This window comes from Glycomyces paridis (assembly GCF_004912155.1).
In the GTDB taxonomy this organism is placed as follows: domain Bacteria; phylum Actinomycetota; class Actinomycetes; order Mycobacteriales; family Micromonosporaceae; genus Glycomyces; species Glycomyces paridis.
In genome coordinates this window covers 62,895-81,711 of sequence record NZ_STGX01000004.1, presented here as the reverse complement: position 1 = coordinate 81,711, position 18,817 = coordinate 62,895, and the positions used below count along the sequence as shown (strand labels likewise).

Genomic DNA, 18,817 nt, shown 5'->3' with positions numbered 1-18,817 from the left:
TCAGTCGCGGAGGAGGGGGAGGAGCTGGTCTCCCTGGCGTCGGATCTCCGGGAGGTAGGGGGTGTCGGAGAGGACGAAGTGGGTGACGCCGAGGTCGCGGTATTTGTTGAGGGAGTTTGCGACGTCGGTGGGGGAGCCGACGAGCCAGGTGGTGCCGGCGCCGCCGCCGCCGAAGCGGCCGGGGGCGGTGTAGAGGTTGTCGTCGAGGACGACGCCGCGTTCGGCGAGGTCGAAGAGTCGCTGCTGGCCGACGGCGGTGCGGCGGTCGAAGTCGCGCCAGGACTCGCCGCGGGCCTCGGCCATCTTGGCGACCTTGGCTTCGGCGTCGGCCCAGGCCTGTTCGGTGGTGTCGCGCACGAGGGTGGTGATGCGCAGGCCGAACTCCAGCGGGGCGTGTTCGCGGCCGAGCTTGTCGGCGAGGTTGCGGAGGCGCTCGATGCGCTCGCGGACGCCGTCGAGCGGTTCGCCCCAGAAGAGCTGGACGTCGGCCTCGGCGGCGGCGACCTGTTCGGCGGCTTCGGAGGCGCCGCCGAAGTAGAGGCGGGGGTGGCGGCGGTCGCCGTGGACGACGGGGCGCGGGGTGACGGTGGAGTCGGCGACCTGGAAGTGCTCGCCGTCGTAGGTGACGCGTTCCTCCGTCCACAGTCGGCGGATGAGCTGGATGAACTCCTTGGTGCGGGCGTAGCGGTGGGCCTGGTCGCCTTCGGTGTCGCCGTAGGCGGCGAGGTCGTCGCGTCCGGAGACGATGTTGACGAGGACGCGGCCGCCGGTGAGGTGGTCGAGGGTGGCGGCGGCGGAGGCGAAGTTGGCGGGGCGCCAGTAGCCGGGGCGGATGGCGATGAGCGGTTTGAAGTGGGTGGTGCGGGCGGCGAGGGCGGTGGCGACGGTGAAGGTGTCGGGGCGGCTCCAGCCGGTGCCGATGAGGGCGCCGCCCCAGCCGTGGGCTTCGAGGGCCTCGGCGTGGGAGGTGAGGGTGGCGAGGCTGTTGTGGCCTTCGACGGCGTCGTCGCCGCGGTGGCCGGGGTCGACCTGGTTCGGGATGTACCAGAGGTGTTCGGAGCTCATGAGCGGGTCTTCCCATCGACGAGGCGTTGATTGTCTAGTTATCCTATCGCTATGATAGAGATTATGCGAGGAGTGCTTCCCCGCCTCACGCGGCCGCGGGCGGCCGTGGCACGTTGACCCGGTCGGCCCGCCGGCCGCGACCACTCCGATGAAAGGCGAACCCCATGGCACACGGCGCATTCGAGAAGACCTACGCGGCCGCCGACTTCCGCTACGAGCGCCTCCCGTACCGCCGGGCCGGGGCCTCCGGCCTCGACCTGCCCGCGCTCTCCCTCGGGCTCTGGCAGAAGTTCGGCACCGACTACCCCGCCCAGATCCAGCGCGACATCGTCCTGCACGCCTTCGACCTGGGCATCACCCACTTCGACAACGCCGACCGGTACGGCCCGCCCCACCGCGCCGCCCAGCAGGGCTTCGGCGACGTCCTCGCCAGGGACCTCGCCCCCTACCGCGACGAGATCGTCCTCTCCACCAAGGCCGGCAACCCCATCGGCCCCAGCCCCTACCTCAAGGGCGGCTCGCGCAAGACCCTCCTCAACTCCCTCGACCACAGCCTGCGCGACCTCGGCACCGACTACGTCGACGTCTTCTACCACCACCGCCCCGACCCCACGGTGCCGATCGAGGAGACCGCGGGCGCGCTCCTCAGCGCCGTCCAGCAGGGCAAGGCGCTCTACGTCGGCGTCTCCAACTACGGCCCCGAGCAGGCGCACGAGGCCGCCGTGCTGCTGCGCGGGGCGGGCGTCCCGCTCCTGGTGCACCAGCCGCGCTACTCGATCTTCGACCGGACCCCGGAGCTGAACGGCCTCATCGACCTCGCCGCCTCGGATGGGTTCGGCCTCGTCGTCTACTCCCCGCTCGCCCAAGGGCTTCTGACCGACAAGTACCTCAACGAGATCCCTGCCGGGGCCCGCGCCGCGAACTCGGCCTTCCTCAAGCCCGAGCAGATCGACGACGAGTACCGCAAGCGCGCCTCGGCCCTGAACGACCTTGCGGCCGAGCGCGGCCAGTCCCTCGCCCAGCTTGCGCTGCAATGGGTCCTGCGCCGCCCGGAGGTCACCTCGGCGCTCATCGGCGCCTCCTCCACCTGGCAGCTCGACCACAACGTCGCAGCGCTCGGCTTCCCCGCGCTCACCGACGACGAGCTGGCCGTCATCGACGAGCACGGCGTCGACGGCACCGGGCTGGGGCGCTGACGATGGCCGACTCCCCGACCCTGTCGGCCGCGGCCCGCTACGGCGAGCCCGGCGCCGCGATCGGCGCCGACACCGCGGTCCTGCGGGTGCAACTCGAACACCGCTCGGTACGCGAGTTCGGGCCGAGGGACGTCACCGAGGCCGAGCTCGAAGCGCTCGTGACTGCCGCGCAGTCCGCGCCGACCTCCTCGAACCTCCAGCCCTGGAGCGTTGTGGCCGTGCGGGACCCGGCCCGCAAGGCCCGCCTGGCCGAGCTCTCGGCGGGCCAGGGCTTCATCGAGCGGGCGCCGCTGTTCCTGGTGTGGATCGCCGACCTGGGCAGGGCGCGGCGCCTCGCCGAGCGCGCGGGGGCGGTGATCTGCGCGCCGGACTACCTGGAGACCACCGTGATCGGGTTCATCGACACCGCACTGGCGGCGCAGAACGCCGTGGTCGCGGCCGAGTCGCTCGGCCTCGGCACCGTGTTCGTGGGGGCGATCCGCAACCGCCCCTTGGAGGTCGCCGAGGAGCTGGGCCTGCCTGCGCACGCGGTGGCCGCCTTCGGCCTGGCCGTGGGGGAGCCCGATCCGAGCGAGCGGGCCGACGTCAAGCCGCGCCTGCCGCGCGAGGCCGTCCTCCACCGCGAACGCTACGACGCGGCGGCGGCCGACGCGCACCTGCCGGTGTACGACGAGCGGCTGCGCGCCTACAACACGCGGTTCGGCCTGCCCGGCACCTGGACCGACCGCATCCTGGCCCGGCTCAAGGGACCCGAGTCGATGGGCGGGCGCCACGCCCTGCGCGAGACCCTGTTCAGGCTCGGCCTGCCTTCGCGGTGAGGTTGCGGCCCAACGGCAGACCGCCGGACCCGGGCGGAGACGGCGACGCCGTCTCCGCCCGCGTCTTTCGAGAGTCGTTGCATTGCAGGGCAAACCATCGCAGGCATACGCGTGCCGCCACCGGGGACCCGTTGAAACCATGAGACCCACTGGGCCCGGTCGCACCGCCCGTGACGGACCATGCCAGGATGCGCAGCAGAGCCCCGCTGCGCCCCCGTCAGACGGCCCTCGAACGACAGCCCCTCGAAAGGACTCGGTTCCGTGCGACGCGTATCCCGAATGGTCGGCCCCGTCAACGCGATGATGCAGTCATCGGCGAATCGCCAGCGAGGCAAGGTGGACGAGGTGTTCGACAAGCTCGTCGCCCAGGCCGAGGCCGCCTCGGTCGGCAGCGCCGCCGGCGACGAGGCCTTCCTTGAGGAGTACCGGTTCCTCATTCGCGAGGCCGCCGCCGTACGCAGCATGTCGGGCGTGGGCTGGATGGGCATCACCGGCGATATCCGCGGGCGCATGACGAACCGCTTCCGCGTCCGCCGCCTGCTCGCCGAGCACCCCGAGATCGCTCAGGAGCGCATCGAGGCGCCGATCATCGTCACCGGCCTGCCGCGCACCGCGACGACGCTCGCGCACAAGATCCTCGCCAAGCACGAGGGCAACCGGGCGCCGCTCATGTGGGAGCTCCAGGCGACCGACCGCGCCGACATGGACCCCGCGGACCGCAAGCGCCGCATCAAGGTCGCCCGCCAGGCCGCGAGCTTCGGCCACAAGTTCTCCCCGGCGCTCCCGCAGATCCACGCGATGGAGCCCGAGTCCCCTGAAGAGTGCGTCTTCGCGCTTCCCCACGGCCGCAACTGGCTCGTGTGCTCGCGGATGCCCGGCTACCGCGAGTTCCTGGAGACGCGCGACTTCCTGCCCGACTTCCAGTACTACAAGGCCGTCCTCCAGACCCTCCAGGCGGGCGGGCCGCGCCGCCGCTGGGTCCTGAAGTCCCCCTACCACCTCGAACACCTGGAGACCCTCCTCAAGGTGTTCCCGGACGCCAAGATCATGTGGACGCACCGCGACCCGAACACGGTCATGGGCTCCTGGTGCTCCCTCATGGAGACCGGTGTGGCCCTGTGCAACCGCACCTACGACCCGCACGACATCGGCCGCGACTGGCTGGAGATGCTCTCCCAGATGGTGCGCGTCGGGCGCGACGTGCGCACCCACCTGCCCCGCGAGCGCGTCGTCGACGTCTCCTACCACCAGCTGACGGCCAACCCGTTCGAGGAGATGCCCGCCATCTTCAAGAAGCTCGACATGGAGTGGAAGGGCGCCGACGAGGACAACCTCCGCGCCGCCATGGAGCGCCCGTGGATGAAGCGCGGCCACGAGTACAGCCTCGGGCACTACGGCCTCGACCCCGACATGATCGACCGGGCCTTCGGCGACTACGCCCGCATGGTCCACGGCATGAGGTGACCGCGGCGGGTTCGGCCCGCCGCGGCCCCTGTGCCTTTTGCCTACATGGTGTTGACGATGAGTCCGATGTGGGTGAAGTAGTTCAGCGCGCCGAAGAGCAGGAACGCCAGGCCCGCGAGGAACCAGCAGATCTGGGTGAGGGTGAACGCCCACCGCTTCGCCTTGAGCGCGAACGGGAAGAGGACGCCGCCGACGCCGACGAGCGCGTACAGGCCCGAGATGAACACCGCCTCGACCATCGGGTAGTCGGCGAACTCTCCGGAGATCGGCTCTTCGGGCGGCGCGGCGAACAGCTCGTAGCCCACGCCCGCGAAGGCGATCGCTATGGCCGCCAAGCCCATGCCGAAGACGAACACCGACACCGGCCCGGCGGCCTCACCGGCCGTCGCGAGCCGGTCGGGCGCCTCTTCGAGCCGGTCCGCCCTGCGCCACAGGTAGAACGCGGCGAACAGGAGCAGCACGCCGAAGGCGAGGGCCGGTTCGCCGAAGATGACGTTGTCGAACGGGAACCCGCCCGCGGCCAGCGGCCACGTCAGCGTCATGTGCAGGCCCGTGAGCGTGAGGATCGTGCCGAGCACGCCGAACGCCATCGCCCAGCCCTCGGCGCCGAGCGCGCGACCCCGGTCGGCGAGCCGCCGTGCGAGAGCGACGAGGAGCAGCAGACCGGCACCGGCGGCGACCGACATGATCGTGTTGTACGTAGGCATCTGGGCCCAGTCGATCTTCAGGCCCGCCGCGATGGGCGTTGCGAGGTCCATGGCCGCATCGTAAGTCCGACTCGGCCGAAAAATCCGAAAAACCCACATATCAGGGCTCCAGTGCGCTCACGTCACGCCTGGAACCGCCCGGAAATCCGCCTCCGATGTCGATCGTGAGCCCATGTTCGCGACGGACCGACCGGTGCAAGTCGGGAACCGGGGGCGCTTCCGGTGCGTCTCAGACACATGTGGAGAACGAGCATCATCGCAGCGGGCGTCCTCGCCCTGACCGCCTGCGCGCAGCCCGGCGAGAGCGCCGACGAGGCCGCGCCGCCGTCCATGCCGCTGGTGACCTTCTCGGTCACCGAGACCGACGAGAACCTGAACGTCGTGATGGAGGCGACCGTGGCGTTCGCCCCGGACGGCACCTGGCACCGCACCGGCACCGAGACCGCCTCGGGCGCACTGACAGAGGACCAGGTCGCCGAGATCGCCGAACTGGTCGAGGCCGAAGACTTCCCCGTCGATCCCGAGGACGACACGGTCTGCCCCGCGGTCATGCCCGACTACGCGTGGTCCTTGACCGCCGGAGACGACAAGGCCTCCAACGGCAACGGCGGCTGCGCGAGCAGCGACTCCGCGGTCGCCATCGTCGAGATCATCCAGGACGCGGCCGACGTCGGCCCCACCCTCCCCCAGGACTGACCTACTGCGAGATCACCGTCATGACCGCGGCCGTCCCCGCCGCGGCGATGGCGGCGTTCGTCGCGACGATCGCGTCCTTGACCGCCTCGGCGGCCCACAGGCCTTCGGACACGGCCTTGACCCGCTTCGCGACGGCGCTTGCGGAAACGCCGGGATACCTGAGCACCACGGGCATCTGCCCGCTCGCCGACAGCAGCGCGATGACGGCGCCCGTGCGCGGATCGGGGTCCTCGCCGTCGACGAGCACGGCCCGGATGCGCTCTCGCAGCTCGTCCTCGTGCCGGGTGTCCTCGGCGGGCCACGTGGTGGAGCGGAACAGGCCGAGCACCTTCTTCGTGTCGCGGCGCACCAGCCCCCGCTCCACGAGCCTGTCGGCGATCCGCGTGCGCAGGTGCGATCCGAGGGTCGTGACGAGGTACTGCGCGGTCCGCGGCTTCTCCCTGATCTTCCCGAACGCCTCGGCGAGCACCGGATCGGCGGGCGGCGCGCTGCCGACGGCGTGGATGAGCGAGGACCCGAAGGCCGACTTCTTGGCCTCGACGCGCACCCGCTCGGTGAGCGCCAGTTCGAGCAGCACCGCCCCGCCGAGCGCGTAATACAGCGTGCCCTCCCCGGCGATGTGCCCCTTCTCGTCATCGAGCAGCAGCAACAGCAGGTCTTCCACGATCAGCGTCTCCATGCGCCGACCCTAATGCAAGCCGCCCCCCGATGAGTCTCGCCCGAAAACCTGTCCCACACGCCGCGCCACCGTTATCTTGACGCGCCGGGCTGGTGCCTATCGATCGGCGGGGGCTATGGGCGGTGGAGCCAGTCGGACAGGTTGTCGGGAATGAGGGTGCGGACTCGGGCCCGGTAAGCGGTGAGTTCCTCGGGGGTGAGCAGCTCGGCGGCTGCGCCGGATTCGCCACGGCGGAAGAAGGCGTCGCGGTTTCGGAAGAGGCCCACCGGATCTGGGACGGTGGTGTCGGCGTTCGCCTTCATGGCCGCGAAGCCCGCGGCCTCGACCAGGGCGGGCCAGCGGGATTCGGGCACGTCGATGGTGAGCCAGGCGGCGATGCGTCGCATCTCGCGTTCGAGGTCGGCGGCGAGGTCGGCGTAGTGGACGAGGAGGAGGTTCGGCTCGTCCCGCCTCGTCCAGGCGTCGCTCAGGTGGGCCATGACGCCGGGGAGCATGTCGGGGAACTCGCGCGGGTCGTTGGTGCTGCGGGTCCAGGCGGCGACCCAGTCGTGCACGGGCGGGCGTTGGCCCCTTTTGGACTCCGGGATCGGAGTGCCGGTGAGCTCGGCGATGCGCTCGCGGATCAGGTTGGCGCCCTGGTGGTACAGCGAGACGGCGGCGTCGAGGGGGTGGCGGGCGACGACGATGTAGCGGGCGGTCGGATGGATGGGGATGCCGTCGAGCGGGGTGTGGGTCTTGACGAACCGGCGGTGGCGTTGCGCTTCGAGGCTCGCGAACACCGCCTCCCGAGGCGCGATCGTCCAGTCCAGCCAAGGGGAGAGCTCGGGGAGCGGCGCGGGGAGGTCGGGGGTCTGGAAGATCAGGAGGGCGCAGATCATCTGCGTCCAGGTGGTGCCGTGCTTGGAGCGGGTGCTGATGACGATGTCGTCGTCGCGCATCGGGAAGTCGAGCCACCGGTGGCTGTCTTCCATCTCGGAGAGGTATCGGTACGGGGTCACCGGAGGAGTCTAGGCGCGCCCGCGAAGTGCCGCATGGGTTTTGGCTTCGGCTACCTGGCGGTGGGCGGCTGCGGAGGCGTTTCCGGCGGTGCGGCGCCAGGCTGGCCGGGCTGCGGGTCGTGGCGGCCCAGGATCGCGTCGCCGATCTCCTGGGTGGGGATCACCTCGCCCCAATGCACGTTGACCGGCATGCCCTTGAGGCGATCGACCGGGCCGACCGGGAGGGAGACGTCCTCGCGGAGTTTGATGTACCTGGTGCCGGTGATCTGGCAGGTGAGCAGCTCGCGGTTGACGCTGACCGCGCTCAATCCGAGGTCGACGACGACGATCGTGCCCAGGATCAGGTTGAACAGGAGCGCCTTGAAGAAGCCGATCGGACCGCCGGTGCGGACGTCGACGAGGTGGACGCGTCGGATCGCGCCGCCGACGTAGCAGCCGGTGCTCCCGAGGACGGCCGCGTCCACTATTGCCAGGACCGGGAGTCCGATCATCAAGGGGACCACGAGGCCGCCGCCGTCCCCGCCCGCGCCCATCATGGCGACGATGAGGCCGGACATGCAGCACCACATGAGGCCCAACACGACGGCGAGGTCGATGAGGATGACCGCCGCCTTGTCGGCGAGCTTGACCGGCTGCCACGGGGGCGGCGTCTGTTGTGGAGTCGGTGGGCGCACGAGTCCTCCAAGCCTTGACGGTGGAACCTCAAGGTAAGGCGGTTCTCGCGTGCGCCGCTATCCGGAAAACGCAGGGTTCGGCCGCTGAGCGCACGCTTTCGCGTTCTCGGGTTCGGGAGGGTGCGGAGTGGGCTTCACCAGGGTTGGAACGGCAGGTGCCCGCCGTGTTTGGGGAGCGGGCGGGCGAGGGTCGGGGGTCCTTCGTGGAGGTACCAGCGGAGGAGTGCGGTGTAGGCGATGCGCTCGCGCAGGATCGGTCCCTGGCTGTCCTTCACGAGTTCCTCGTTGGCGTCGGAGAACTTGAAGGCATGGGTCTCAAGGGCGGTGAGGGACGATTCGAGGAGCCAGCGGCCCTCGGGCTCGGAGAGCTCCCGGACGTCGTGGAGGCCGCCGGCGGTCTCGCGGTTGAGGACCTTGCGGGTGAGGTCCGCGCAGAAGCGTGTCGGTATGGGCTGGAAGGCGACCGGGATGCCGCAGTCGTCCTGGTCGAAGCCGAGGAACCAGCCGAACTCGGCGCCGCCGCGCTCGAAGAGGCAGTACAGGCCGGGCGACCGGGACTCGTCGGCCTCCTCGGTGAGGAGGAAGCGCGCGCGGTCGGGGCGTGTGGTCGGGAGGTGCGTCCACACTGGAAGTCCTGCGCGCCTGCCGACCTTAAGCAGGGCGAGGCGGGCATCTGCGAGGACTTCACCCACCTTGCCGGGCATGAAGGAAGCGCCGATGAGCGCGAGCGCCCGGCCTCCGGGCTTCTCGTGCAGAACGAGCTTGGTGACGAACCCGTCGAGCGCCCTCGGATGGCTCTGCCAGATCGGCAGCGTGAGCTCGGCGAGCGCCTGACAGGCTTGCAGCTCGCGCTCGAACGCGTCCTCGACGTCGACGATCGCGTTCCCGATGTCGGCGAGCGCCGCCGCCATCCGGTCCATCTCGGCGTCGGCCTCAAGCCACTCCCGCTCACTGACGGCACGCCCCGCGCTCCCCCTGGGCCGGGGCCGCGGCACCACCGCTGGCGGACGGTGACGCTTTCGTTGCTTATCGTCAGGCATCCGAGCAGTATCGGTGCAAGGCCCCGGTTGCGCAACCCCCGTTTCTGCGGGCCCGTCCCGACCGGGAGCTCCCGCTGCCGAGCGTGACCGTCGGCGGTCGAGTGCAAGTGCCGGGAACGCACTCACGTCAGCAGCCGGCTGATCAGTCGCGTTGTCAATCCCCTCTGCCGGGGCGCCATCTGCCTGCCTCCCGAATCGCAACCGACGAGGCCCACCACCACATCACAGCAGTGACGGTGAAGAGCACGAGCAGCGTCGGAGCAATGATCCCCGCCCGGACCAGCGTCGTGCCCGGCCGCATCAGGCTGTCGCTGGCGGCGATGCCCACGCCGACGCCCACGGCGGATCCCACGAGGAGGGGTCCGAACACCGTGACGGCCGAGGCAGCACGGAAAGTCCGCAGCCCGCCTGTGAGCACCCCGATCGGCGCGAGCGCCCGACCGTGCCGGAGGAATTCCCCCGAAGCTCCGAGGACGGAAGCGAGTGCGAGCACCGCGAGCGCGATCGTGCCGAAGGCGATGATCCAGTGGGACTGCTCCTCGCTCTGCGTCGTACCCGTCTCGGCGAGGCCGGGTGCGTCGATCATCACGCCGAACTGAAACACGGTTCCCGCGATCCTCATGTCGGACTCTGGAATCGGGCTTCCATCGAAGGTGGAGATGAGGAGCACGGTCGTGGTGCGGTTCTCGGGGTCGACCATGGAGGGAACCCGCGTCGCCGAGCCGGACACGATGCTGATCTCGGGAGCTTCCAAGGGGAAATGCAGCCCCACCCAGTGCGCGAGTCGATCGTCGGGCACGGTTCCCGTGATCGTGTCGGAGCCTTCGGGACATTCGAGCGAGAACGCCGCCAGTGCCTCGCAATCGCCTACCATCTCGATGCTTTCGCTCCCGTCGTCGTAGCCCTGGTCCACGTGTACGGCCAGCACCGAGAGATCGGTTGGGAGCCGATCGAGGAACTGATCGGTCTCGGTCTCGGTGAACACCGCATTGGACGGCCGGACCTCCGCCATACTCCCGCCCAGCGGCGCGACCGCGGCCCGGTCCTCCTCCACCCAGCTCGTCCAGTTCGAGTGGTACGCGAGGGAGAAGAACACCACGAAGAATGCCGCGATGACCGCTGTGAGCTGCCGGGCCGTTGCTTGAGGATAGGCCGCCACACGAGCTGCCGAGGAGAGCAACGAGGGGCGCCATCGCACCCAGCGAAGTCGCCCGGCGACCCCTGCGAGCCATGCGCAGGCGAGGGCCACGGCCGGGGCGACCGTGATGATGAGGCCCAACTGTCCGATGTAATTGAGCAGGAAGAAGAATGGACTCTGAAACGGGAAGAGCGAGGGGCCCCATGCGGCGATGACGAAGCAGATCGGGAAGCCCCAAGCCAACGAAGTGACGGCGCGGTGTCGGCGGGCTCCGCCGGCGGTCACGGGCGCTCGGCCCTGGAGCCGTCCGGTGCTCACCAGCAGGGTCATCGACATCAGCGCCGTGAAGGAGACGGCCAAGCCTCCGAAGGTCCAAGGCCATGCGTTTCGAACGTCACGCGCGCTCAGCGTGAAGTCAACGTAGGGCAGGTCGAGATTCGTCCACCCCAGAGCGAGCAGTCCGAGGAGCGCCGCACCGGTGCCGATCGCGACGGGGGCCCACGACTCTCCCAGCGCCACTAGAACGGTATGGCGCGGGCGGCCGCCGAGGAGGCGGATCAGCACCTCTCTTCGGTCGCGGGCGTGCGAGGCCACTCGGGTCGCCGCGAAGGCGAGCACCCCAGCGGGGATCGTCACCAGGAAGACCGTGATGGCGTAGAAGCCGAGGTCGAAGTAGTCCTGCTTGAGCAGAAGCCAGTTTGCGGAGGCAACCGGGTCGCAATCCGTACCCCAGGCCGTGACCTCCACCAGTGGTGCGCGATCGGCGACGCTTCGATCGATGGGTTGCGCCGGAACGACATAGGCGAAGAGCTGGTCGGGGTCGACAAGCTCGGCCGTGTTGATGGTGCCGACTACGGTTCCGTACCGTTCATCAATATCAAAGGACGCACCGAGCTCCGCCAGTTTCGGGGAGAGGAGCACTTCACCGGGCTGCGGCCAACGGCCGATGCCGGGAGGCAGGGGAGCGTCCTCGCCCAGCGGCGTCAGGTAGAGCACCTGGAACTGACGCGAGTTCGGCAGGGCGTCGAGATCATCGACCACGAGGACGGTCGAGGCGCCAGGATCCACTTCTTCTGCGCTGGTGAACGTGAACCCGGCTGCTCGTTCATCGCGGCCTTGGAGTGTCGCGGCGGCGAGCATGGGAAGCGCGAGGCCCAGTGGGAGCAGAAAGGCCGCGATCATCAGCGCTGAGAACCGGATGCCGCCCGCCTCCGCCCGGGTACCGGCGGCTTTTCCTATGAGCAGAAGTTGGACTGAAGCATTAGCGCGGCGCATCATCGGCCCCCCGTGGCGGCGTCAATCTTCGTGAGGCGACCACTCTGAATGGTGTATGCAGCGTCGGCGAGTTTGGCGATCTCGAAGTCGTGAGTGGCGACAAGGAGACCGCAGCCATGCTTACGTGGGAGCTGGAACAGCATCTGAGCCACACGGACTCGATTCGCCGCGTCGAGCGAGCCGGTCGGTTCATCCGCGAGGAGTAGCGAAGGATGATTGATAAGCGCCCTTGCGACAGCGGTCCTCTGTCGTTCGCCTCCCGACAGAGTCGCGACCGAGTCGGCGCGAGGTACGCCGAGCTCACCCAAAAGGGCCTCGGCGCGGTCGTATACCCCCTTGTCGCGCTTGCCTGCAAGTAGCGCGGCAAGAGCCACATTCTCGACCGGGCTTAGTTCCGGAAGCAGTTCCCCGAACTGGAAGACCATACCGATCGCGTCGGCTCGGAGTTTGGCGATCCGAGATCGACTGGCACCACTGATCTCATGCACTCCCACACGAATACTGCCGGAGTCCGGTGAGACAAGCCCGAGAACACAGGACAGCAACGTACTCTTGCCCGAACCGCTGGGTCCGAGTATCGCCGTGGAGCTTCCGGCGGGAAGCAAGAGGTCGAGGCCGTCGAACAATTGCCGTTCGGCGAGAGCGTATCTGAGATTGGAGATCCGCAGCGCTGGTTCGGAGGTCATGAGATTCCTGATCGTAGGGGATTCTGATGGATCGGGACGGGCGCCTGGACGCCCGCCCCGCGCTTCAGCGTTCTAGTACTTGCGCCAGTTCGAGTCGCAATTGTCGCTAGCCCAGGTCGTATTGCGGCAGGCCTTGATGTACCAGATGGTGCTGTCGCTGTACTTGCTGACAACTGAGTTGCATCCAGTGTCGTTCTCCCGCCGGTAAACTTCGCCGGCCGAGCTGTACTTGTACAGACCGTATGCGGAGTCGGCGTCGCACTTGGTGTCGGTCACCATGATATGGCTAGAGGCGGGACCGTGTTCGACCTTGGAGCCGGTGGTGGTTGACGTCGCGGCGAATGCGGGCGCACTGAGTCCGAGGACGAGCATCGCTCCGGCGGCGGCTGCGAACACTTGCGGGCGAGAGGGTTTCTTGAGCATGAGGTCTTCTTCCTTCGGTTGGGGTAGCCGATGCCCCTGAGGGGCACGGCAAGAGACGGAACCGCAGGTAGATGCGCTCCGACTACTCACCGTTGCTTGGAACGTACCGGATGTTCGCATCCAATGGGGTGGTCGAACTGGCTCACTAGCCGAAGAAGAACTTTCGTTCCATCATCTGGGAGGCGGAACGTGCCTTCGGACTGTTCTCACAACGGATTTGCAACTGATGTGACCGTCGAAATGGGAGGTGGTATTGCATGGCGCGCTCTAGTCTGCAACTGGAGTCAATGGCGCCATGTTTGAGGAAGTAGTACTAATCACATCTTGCGGGGACGCGGCTCAAAGGTTGGTATCGGGTCGCCGATAACCGCTCGGAGGGGCATCGATGCTCGCCCGCGTTGGGCGCCAGTGGGTCGGACAAGGCGAAGTTATGCTCTGGGGATGCTTGACGCGCGGTCTGGGCCGCCTCTTACCGCTCTGATTACCGGTGCTGCTGCTGGGATCGGGGCGGCTTTTGCTCGGGCGTTGGCTCGGGAGGGGTACCGGTTGGTGCTGGTGGATCGCAATGAGGAGTTGTTGCGGGCGTCGGCGGGGTCGCTCGGGGTGGAGTGCGAGCTGGTCGTTGCGGACCTGACGGTGGAGGCCGACGTCGCGCGGGTCGAGGAGTGGTGCGGGCGTGTCGATCTGCTGGTGAACAACGCGGGGTTCGGGCATCGCAGGGAGTTCCTGGAGACGCCGGTGGCGGAAGAGGTCGCGATGTGCCGGTTGCAGACCGAGGTGGTGCTGCGGCTGACGATGGCGGCGTTGCCGGGGATGGCCGGCCGGGGGCGGGGTTCGGTGGTGAACACGGCTTCGGTGCTCGGGTTCTTCCCGAGTTCGACGTACTCGGCGACGAAGTCGTGGGTGGTCAACTTCAGTCTGGCGGCGGCGAGGAGCGTCAGGCCGAGCAATGTGGACGTGATGGCCCTGTGCCCCGGGTTCACCCGCACCGATTTTCACGACAGCGCCCGCATGGACATGTCGGGAATCCCGAAGCGGCTGTGGCTGGACGCTGACTTCCTCGTTGCGAAGGCGTTGCGGGACTTGCGGAAGGGCAAAGCCCTGAGCGTGCCCGGTTGGCAGTACAAGGTCATCGTCGCGTGCGGGCGGGCCGTCCCGTTGGGTCTGCTTCAGCGGGTGTTGACGTGGACCGGCAAGGGCTCTTTGGCCGCCCGGGAGGGCTGAACGCGGGCCGCGCCACCGGGTGCGGCGCGGCCGGGGCGTCAGCGTGCGCGGCGCCAGACCAGGACCACGGCGGCCAGGCCGGCGAGGCACGGCAGGAGGCCGAGCGCGCCGTAAATGGGCGGCACGATGGTGTCGTACTGCTCGCCGCCGAGGGTCATGCTCGTGAGCGCCAGCAGGGTGCCGAGCGCGAAGAGCGCGGTGACGGTGCCGCGCGCCCAGCGGCGTTCGGCGGCGACGGCCCAGATGGCGCCGAGCCAGCAGAGGAGGCCGAGGGCGCCGACGGCCGCGAGGTAGATCGCGATGGCGTCCCTGTCCTGGCGGACGGTGTCGGCGGGCCAGTCGGGGTAGGCCTGGCGCACATGGTCGAAGAGGCTGTCGGCGGTCGCGATGTCGATGAGCGGGGCGACGCCGGCGGCGACGGTGAGCAGTAGGCCCGCGTACAGGGTGACGAGCAGGCGCGACTTGGACGGCGCCCACGCCGGGTGCGGTGCGGTGGCGGTCATGAATCCTCCCTCAATCATACGTTGTATGTTTCCGGGTGCAGTCTATACTTACGATGTATGAATGATCAAGAGGGGGCGTCATGACCGCCAACCGGACCCGCGGCCAGAAGGCCGGCCTCACCCGCGGCGCGGTCCTCGACGGGGCCGTGCGCCTCGTCGACCGCGAAGGCCTGGGGAAACTCTCCATGCGCCGGCTCGGCGCCGAAGTCGACGTGGAGGCGATGACCCTCTACAACTACTTCGCGAACAAGGACGCCCTCCTCGACGGCCTGGTCGAGCACCTCTTCTCCCGCGCCACGCTCGCCCTCGCCGACACCGGCACCTGGCGCGAGCGGATGCGCGACTACGCGCACGCGCTCCGAAAGACCCTTGTGGAGCACCCGAACCTCGTGCCGCTCGTGGTCTCGCGGCCCGCCGTCACCCCCGAGAGCCTGCGCGTCATGGAAGACGGCCTCGCGGTGCTGCGCGAGGCCGGCTTCCCCGCGCGGACCGCGCTCGACCTCGTCTACTCGCTGAACGAGTACGTCATCGGCCACATGGCCACGGCGCCAAGGGAGGGTACGGCGCCCGCGCAGGAGGACCACTTCGCCGCGATCGACCCGGACGCGTTCCCGCTCATCGCCGAGGCGCTCGGCTCCCCTCGCGGCGAAGGGGAGCGGTTCGACCGCGCCGTCGACGCGATGCTCCAGGGCTTCGCCGAAGGCTGACCGGGCGAGAGTCCCTGGTGCGCAGCCCTTCACGGCGTCCCACATCTCGGTCATACTGAGGTGCGACGTCCCTTCCGGACGCCGTGCCTCCGAAAGGACCTCCTCCCTTGGCTCTGGCACCCCTGCCGCTCCTGCGGCGCCTCGCCCGCCGAGTCCCCGCGCCGCTCAAACGGGAGCCCGCCGCGACGGCCGCGGGGAACGCCTCGTTCCTCGGCATCGGCTACCTGGTCGTCGGCCGGCCCGGCCTCGCGGCGATCGCCGCGGGCGGCAGCGTCGTCCTGACGCTCATCCTCGCCAACGCCGAGCAGCCCGCCTGGGGCTGGCGGATCGCGCTCCTGGTGTGGTGGCTAGCGACCGTGCTCCACGGCTGGTACCTGGGCGGACACCGCACCGACTGGCGCCTGGACCCCGCGCCGCCGCTCGGCAGGCGCCCGCGCGCCGTCGGCCTCGCCTCCGGCGCGGCCGTGCTCCTCGTCCTGGTCCTCGTCGCCCTGAGCGCTCGCTGGACCGGTTACACCCTGACCCGCGCCCACGAGGACGGCGACTGCGAACGGGTCGGAGCGATCGCCGACTCGCTCGGCCCGCAGCACGCGGTGGTCGACGGCCTGACCGTCGTGGCCGGGGAGAAGCAGGTCGACGCCTGCACGTATGTGCTTGCGGCGCTTGCGAACGAGAGCGACCCTGAGGCCGCGGTCGCGGAGCTGGACGAATACCTGGAGCACCCCGAGGCGCGCTGGGACGGCGCGGCCGGGCTGCGCGCGGACCTGCTGCTGGAGCAGGCCGCCGCGAGCCTCGAAACCGCGAACACCCAGGGCTCGACGCCGCTGCGAATCGCCTTCGACCACATCGAGGACGCGATCGAGGGCGCCGCGGACCGCGCCGACGACGCCGAGGACCTCATGGCGGAGTTCAGCACCGGGCTCGCCGCCTCGGCCGACCCGTGCTCCCTCATGAGCTTCGCCGACTGGATCGACACGAACGAGAAGCGGGCCGAGGCGTACCCGGTGTTCACCGAGACCGTCGCGAACCTCGCCCCCGACGCCACCTTCACCTGCGCGGAGACGCTGCTGGCCGCGTCGAACTGGGACCCCGCCGCCGAGGCGTTCGGCCGCTTCGCAACCGAGTACCCCGACGACGAGCGCGCCGCCGACGCGAAGGCCGGAGAGGAGATGGCGAACGTGCGCCCGCTCCTCGACGGCTGGCCCGAGGCCGAGGACGCCGATCCGCAGTACTGCGACTCGCCCGCGCCGCTGTCGGCCGCGCCCGCCTATTCGGGTTCGGGGCCGCATCCGATGGCGCTCTTCGGGTTCGACCGGGCCGACGCGTTCCCGCCGAGCTGGTTCGCCTCCGACATCACCGATGCCGTGCTGGTGGTGTGCGTCGGAGAAGTGGAGGAGGGCGCGGATGTCGGGTCGTGCATCTACGAAGGCGGCGTCGAGGTCGAGTTCTACACGAAGCAGTACGCGGTCGCCGCGATCGAGGTCCACACTGGAACCGTGGTCTTCGAGGGGAACGTCCAGGTCGGCGGCGACTGCCCGGAGATCCTGTACTACTTCGGCGACCCGCCCGAGCGGCGGGCGGTCGAGAGCTCCGACTCGGACTACCGGGATGCCTTCGGATCACTCGTGGACCCGTGATGTCGGCGGGTACGGATACCGTGGGAGCGTGACGTACTCGGATCTGGCGTGGATCAACACGACCGGCGGCCCCATCGTGGTCCTGCAAGCGTTGCACGCGGCGGCTTGGGGAGGCGCCGAGGACGATCCGGACTGCGAAGACGAGCTCGACGGCTGGGGCGACTACGGCACCGCCTGCCGGGTGGACGACCGGATCGGTCTCGTCGGGTACGGCGAACCCGTGGAAGGCATCGCGCCGCAGTACAAGGCCGAGTTCGGGCCTGACGGCGCGCCGTTCCGCGCCCTGGTGCTCGGCGACGAGCCGCTCATGTCGACCTTCGTTCCGGTGCACCGGATCGCGCTGCGCTGGTACTGCGCGGACTCCTATGAGCACCTGTTCGCGACGGTGGAGGCGGCGCTGCCGCAGGCCGACTGGACCTCGCCGCTCGAATGGGAGGTGCCGCCCGGCGGCCTGGTCATGATGGATTCGGCGTTCGTCCTGGCCGACTACGAGAACGGGCTATGGGACGAGGAGCGGCCGATTCCCATCGACCTGCCTCCCGGCCGGTACCGCATCGAGACCGCCGAACTCGCGAACGCGACGCGGTCGGCCGTCGCGATCGCGCACCGGTTCACACCCACGGTGTGAGTGCGAGTCTGATGCGCCGCTTACTCATTCGGGCAAGAGCCGAGTGCGCGCGTCCTCCAGGCCCTTCTCGTTCCCGGCCTCGTCGGCGATGCCGGTGAGGTCGTTGGCGGTGACGCGGCGGGCGAAGTAGTCGGCCTGGGCGGCCCAGCGGAAGCGCAGGAGGGTGCGCAGTCCGCGGTCGACCTCCTCGCGGGCGAGCACGCCCCGGTCGAGGTACGCCGCGATGAGCTGGCCCGCGTTGTCCGGCCCGCCGACGTACATCGCTGCGGAGGCCAGGTCGTAGAGCAGCGGCCCGCGCATCGAGGTGGACCAGTCGATGAGCCCGCAGACGCCGGTGTCCCGTTCGAGCCGGAACGCCTCCGGGGCCGGGTCGGTGTGGAGGGGACCCCAGGTCAACGTGGCCGGGTCGAGGTCGTCCAACTGGGCGAGCGCCGCCGTGACGGCGGGGCGGACCCAGGGCCGCACGTCGAGGTGCGCGGCCGCCGGGTCGATCCAGTGGAAGGTGTCGGCGGAAGGCAGGTCGGCGTCGCGCAGCAGCAGGTGGGCGCGGGCGAGCGTGTCGCCGATGACGCGCTGCTCGGCCGGGCCGTCGGTGGCGATGCCTTCGCCCGGCACCCAGGCCAGGAGCGCGAGAAGGAGCCCGTCGACCGCGACGGTGTAGCGGCCGTCGCGGCTGCGTTCAGGGGCGCCGGTCGGCAGATCGGGCCGGTCGAGCACGGCCGCGGCGGCGAGTCCGCTCGCGAAGTCGAAGATCGTGTCGCACTCGACGGCCTTGGCGACCCACCGGTGCGAGCCCGCGGTGACGAACCAGGTGCCCGAGTTCATGCCGCCGTGATGCGGCTCGACCCGGACTCCGTGAAGCCCCCAATGGTCCCCGAGACAGGTGCGCAAGCGATCCTCACTGATCATGCGCCGCAGTCAATCACCGGCCAGGCGCCACCGCAACGCCTTATCGGGCGGGGCGCCGGTCTCGTAGGGCGTTTCACGACGCGCGGAGGACGCTTCGTGTACGGCCGGGGTCGGTCTCCTTGCGGTCGGAAAGGGATGAGCGGTCCGCGATCTGCGCCGGGCGTTTCTGATCAGGGTCGGTTCGATCGGTTCTGAGGCGCTCGGTGGCGACATCCCGTTCGGGGGAGGCGTCGGGACCGGTGGTTTGGTCGCCTCGGTGCGTCAACGCCCGAGCGAAATCGGCGAGGGCGTGAAGGATGTCGGGGCGCTCGACGGGTTTGGTTGGTCGGTCCCCCGGGTGGGGGAGTGGG

The 18,817-nt window shown here is 69.4% G+C and carries 19 protein-coding genes; 8 read left to right on the top strand and 11 right to left on the bottom strand.

The features are described from left to right. Nucleotides 1–1,065, bottom strand: coding sequence for an LLM class flavin-dependent oxidoreductase (locus E9998_RS06475; RefSeq protein WP_136528897.1), 1,065 nt, complete (start codon nt 1,063–1,065; stop codon nt 1–3). Between the two features lie 164 nt (nt 1,066–1,229). Here E9998_RS06475 and E9998_RS06470 point away from each other — a divergent pair, with 164 nt between their 5' ends. The 3 genes from E9998_RS06470 (at nt 1,230) to E9998_RS06460 (ending at nt 4,543) form a co-directional block, all read left to right on the top strand. After that, complete coding sequence (locus E9998_RS06470) at nt 1,230–2,261, top strand: aldo/keto reductase (RefSeq protein WP_136528896.1); 1,032 nt, start codon at nt 1,230–1,232, stop codon at nt 2,259–2,261. Nucleotides 2,262–2,281: 20 nt separating this feature from the next. Then, nucleotides 2,282–3,079, top strand: coding sequence for an NADPH-dependent oxidoreductase (locus E9998_RS06465; RefSeq protein WP_136529175.1), 798 nt, complete (start codon nt 2,282–2,284; stop codon nt 3,077–3,079). 345 nt (nt 3,080–3,424) lie between these two features. After that, nucleotides 3,425–4,543, top strand: a complete 1,119-nt coding sequence (locus E9998_RS06460) for a sulfotransferase family protein (protein WP_158299712.1) — start codon at nt 3,425–3,427, stop codon at nt 4,541–4,543. A 41-nt stretch (nt 4,544–4,584) separates the two neighbouring features. Here E9998_RS06460 and E9998_RS06455 read toward each other — a convergent pair whose 3' ends face one another. After that, the gene (locus E9998_RS06455) at nt 4,585–5,301 is read right to left on the bottom strand and encodes a DUF981 family protein (protein WP_136528894.1); all 717 of its coding nucleotides are present in this window, start codon (nt 5,299–5,301) and stop codon (nt 4,585–4,587) included. A gap of 186 nt (nt 5,302–5,487) precedes the next feature. Here E9998_RS06455 and E9998_RS06450 point away from each other — a divergent pair, with 186 nt between their 5' ends. Then, on the top strand, nt 5,488–5,946 hold the full coding sequence (locus E9998_RS06450) for a hypothetical protein (RefSeq protein ID WP_136528893.1): 459 nt from the start codon (nt 5,488–5,490) through the stop codon (nt 5,944–5,946). Nucleotide 5,947: 1 nt separating this feature from the next. On the opposite strand, the gene E9998_RS06445 is transcribed toward E9998_RS06450, so the two are convergent. From E9998_RS06445 to E9998_RS06415, 7 genes are all read right to left on the bottom strand, one after another. Next, complete coding sequence (locus tag E9998_RS06445) at nt 5,948–6,625, bottom strand: GOLPH3/VPS74 family protein (RefSeq protein ID WP_136528892.1); 678 nt, start codon at nt 6,623–6,625, stop codon at nt 5,948–5,950. 113 nt (nt 6,626–6,738) lie between these two features. Beyond that, nucleotides 6,739–7,623 carry a sulfotransferase domain-containing protein gene (locus E9998_RS06440; protein ID WP_204745295.1) on the bottom strand — a complete coding sequence of 295 codons (885 nt, stop codon included), beginning with the start codon at nt 7,621–7,623 and terminating at the stop codon, nt 6,739–6,741. A gap of 50 nt (nt 7,624–7,673) precedes the next feature. Then, a complete protein-coding gene (locus E9998_RS06435) occupies nt 7,674–8,297 on the bottom strand; it encodes a hypothetical protein (protein WP_136528891.1) in 624 nt (207 codons plus the stop codon). 134 nt (nt 8,298–8,431) lie between these two features. Continuing rightward, nucleotides 8,432–9,217, bottom strand: a complete 786-nt coding sequence (locus E9998_RS06430) for a hypothetical protein (protein WP_136528890.1) — start codon at nt 9,215–9,217, stop codon at nt 8,432–8,434. Nucleotides 9,218–9,491: 274 nt separating this feature from the next. Further along, nucleotides 9,492–11,753, bottom strand: a complete 2,262-nt coding sequence (locus E9998_RS06425; RefSeq protein WP_136528889.1) for a hypothetical protein — start codon at nt 11,751–11,753, stop codon at nt 9,492–9,494. Further along, nucleotides 11,750–12,436 (bottom strand): ABC transporter ATP-binding protein, encoded by a 687-nt coding sequence (locus E9998_RS06420; RefSeq protein ID WP_136528888.1) that lies wholly within the window; start codon nt 12,434–12,436, stop codon nt 11,750–11,752. Before E9998_RS06420 ends, E9998_RS06425 begins: the two co-directional genes overlap by 4 nt. Before the next feature lie 72 nt (nt 12,437–12,508). After that, nucleotides 12,509–12,859 (bottom strand): hypothetical protein, encoded by a 351-nt coding sequence (locus tag E9998_RS06415; RefSeq protein ID WP_136528887.1) that lies wholly within the window; start codon nt 12,857–12,859, stop codon nt 12,509–12,511. A gap of 441 nt (nt 12,860–13,300) precedes the next feature. On the opposite strand from E9998_RS06415, the gene E9998_RS06410 reads away from it, so the two are divergent. Beyond that, nucleotides 13,301–14,083, top strand: coding sequence for an SDR family NAD(P)-dependent oxidoreductase (locus tag E9998_RS06410; RefSeq protein ID WP_136528886.1), 783 nt, complete (start codon nt 13,301–13,303; stop codon nt 14,081–14,083). Nucleotides 14,084–14,121: 38 nt separating this feature from the next. Here E9998_RS06410 and E9998_RS06405 read toward each other — a convergent pair whose 3' ends face one another. Beyond that, nucleotides 14,122–14,586, bottom strand: a complete 465-nt coding sequence (locus E9998_RS06405) for a hypothetical protein (protein WP_136528885.1) — start codon at nt 14,584–14,586, stop codon at nt 14,122–14,124. Between the two features lie 80 nt (nt 14,587–14,666). On the opposite strand from E9998_RS06405, the gene E9998_RS06400 reads away from it, so the two are divergent. The 3 genes from E9998_RS06400 to E9998_RS06395 all read left to right on the top strand — a co-directional run bounded on the left by E9998_RS06400 (nt 14,667) and on the right by E9998_RS06395 (nt 17,558). Next, nucleotides 14,667–15,293 (top strand): TetR/AcrR family transcriptional regulator, encoded by a 627-nt coding sequence (locus tag E9998_RS06400; RefSeq protein WP_136528884.1) that lies wholly within the window; start codon nt 14,667–14,669, stop codon nt 15,291–15,293. A gap of 107 nt (nt 15,294–15,400) precedes the next feature. Then, complete coding sequence (locus tag E9998_RS25175; RefSeq protein WP_158299711.1) at nt 15,401–16,930, top strand: tetratricopeptide repeat protein; 1,530 nt, start codon at nt 15,401–15,403, stop codon at nt 16,928–16,930. A gap of 28 nt (nt 16,931–16,958) precedes the next feature. Further along, entirely contained in the window at nt 16,959–17,558 is a 600-nt protein-coding gene (locus E9998_RS06395; protein WP_158299710.1) for an Imm21 family immunity protein, read from the top strand. Nucleotides 17,559–17,582: 24 nt separating this feature from the next. On the opposite strand, the gene E9998_RS06390 is transcribed toward E9998_RS06395, so the two are convergent. Beyond that, entirely contained in the window at nt 17,583–18,467 is an 885-nt protein-coding gene (locus tag E9998_RS06390; RefSeq protein WP_136528882.1) for a phosphotransferase enzyme family protein, read from the bottom strand. Between the last annotated feature and the right edge of the window lie 350 nt (nt 18,468–18,817).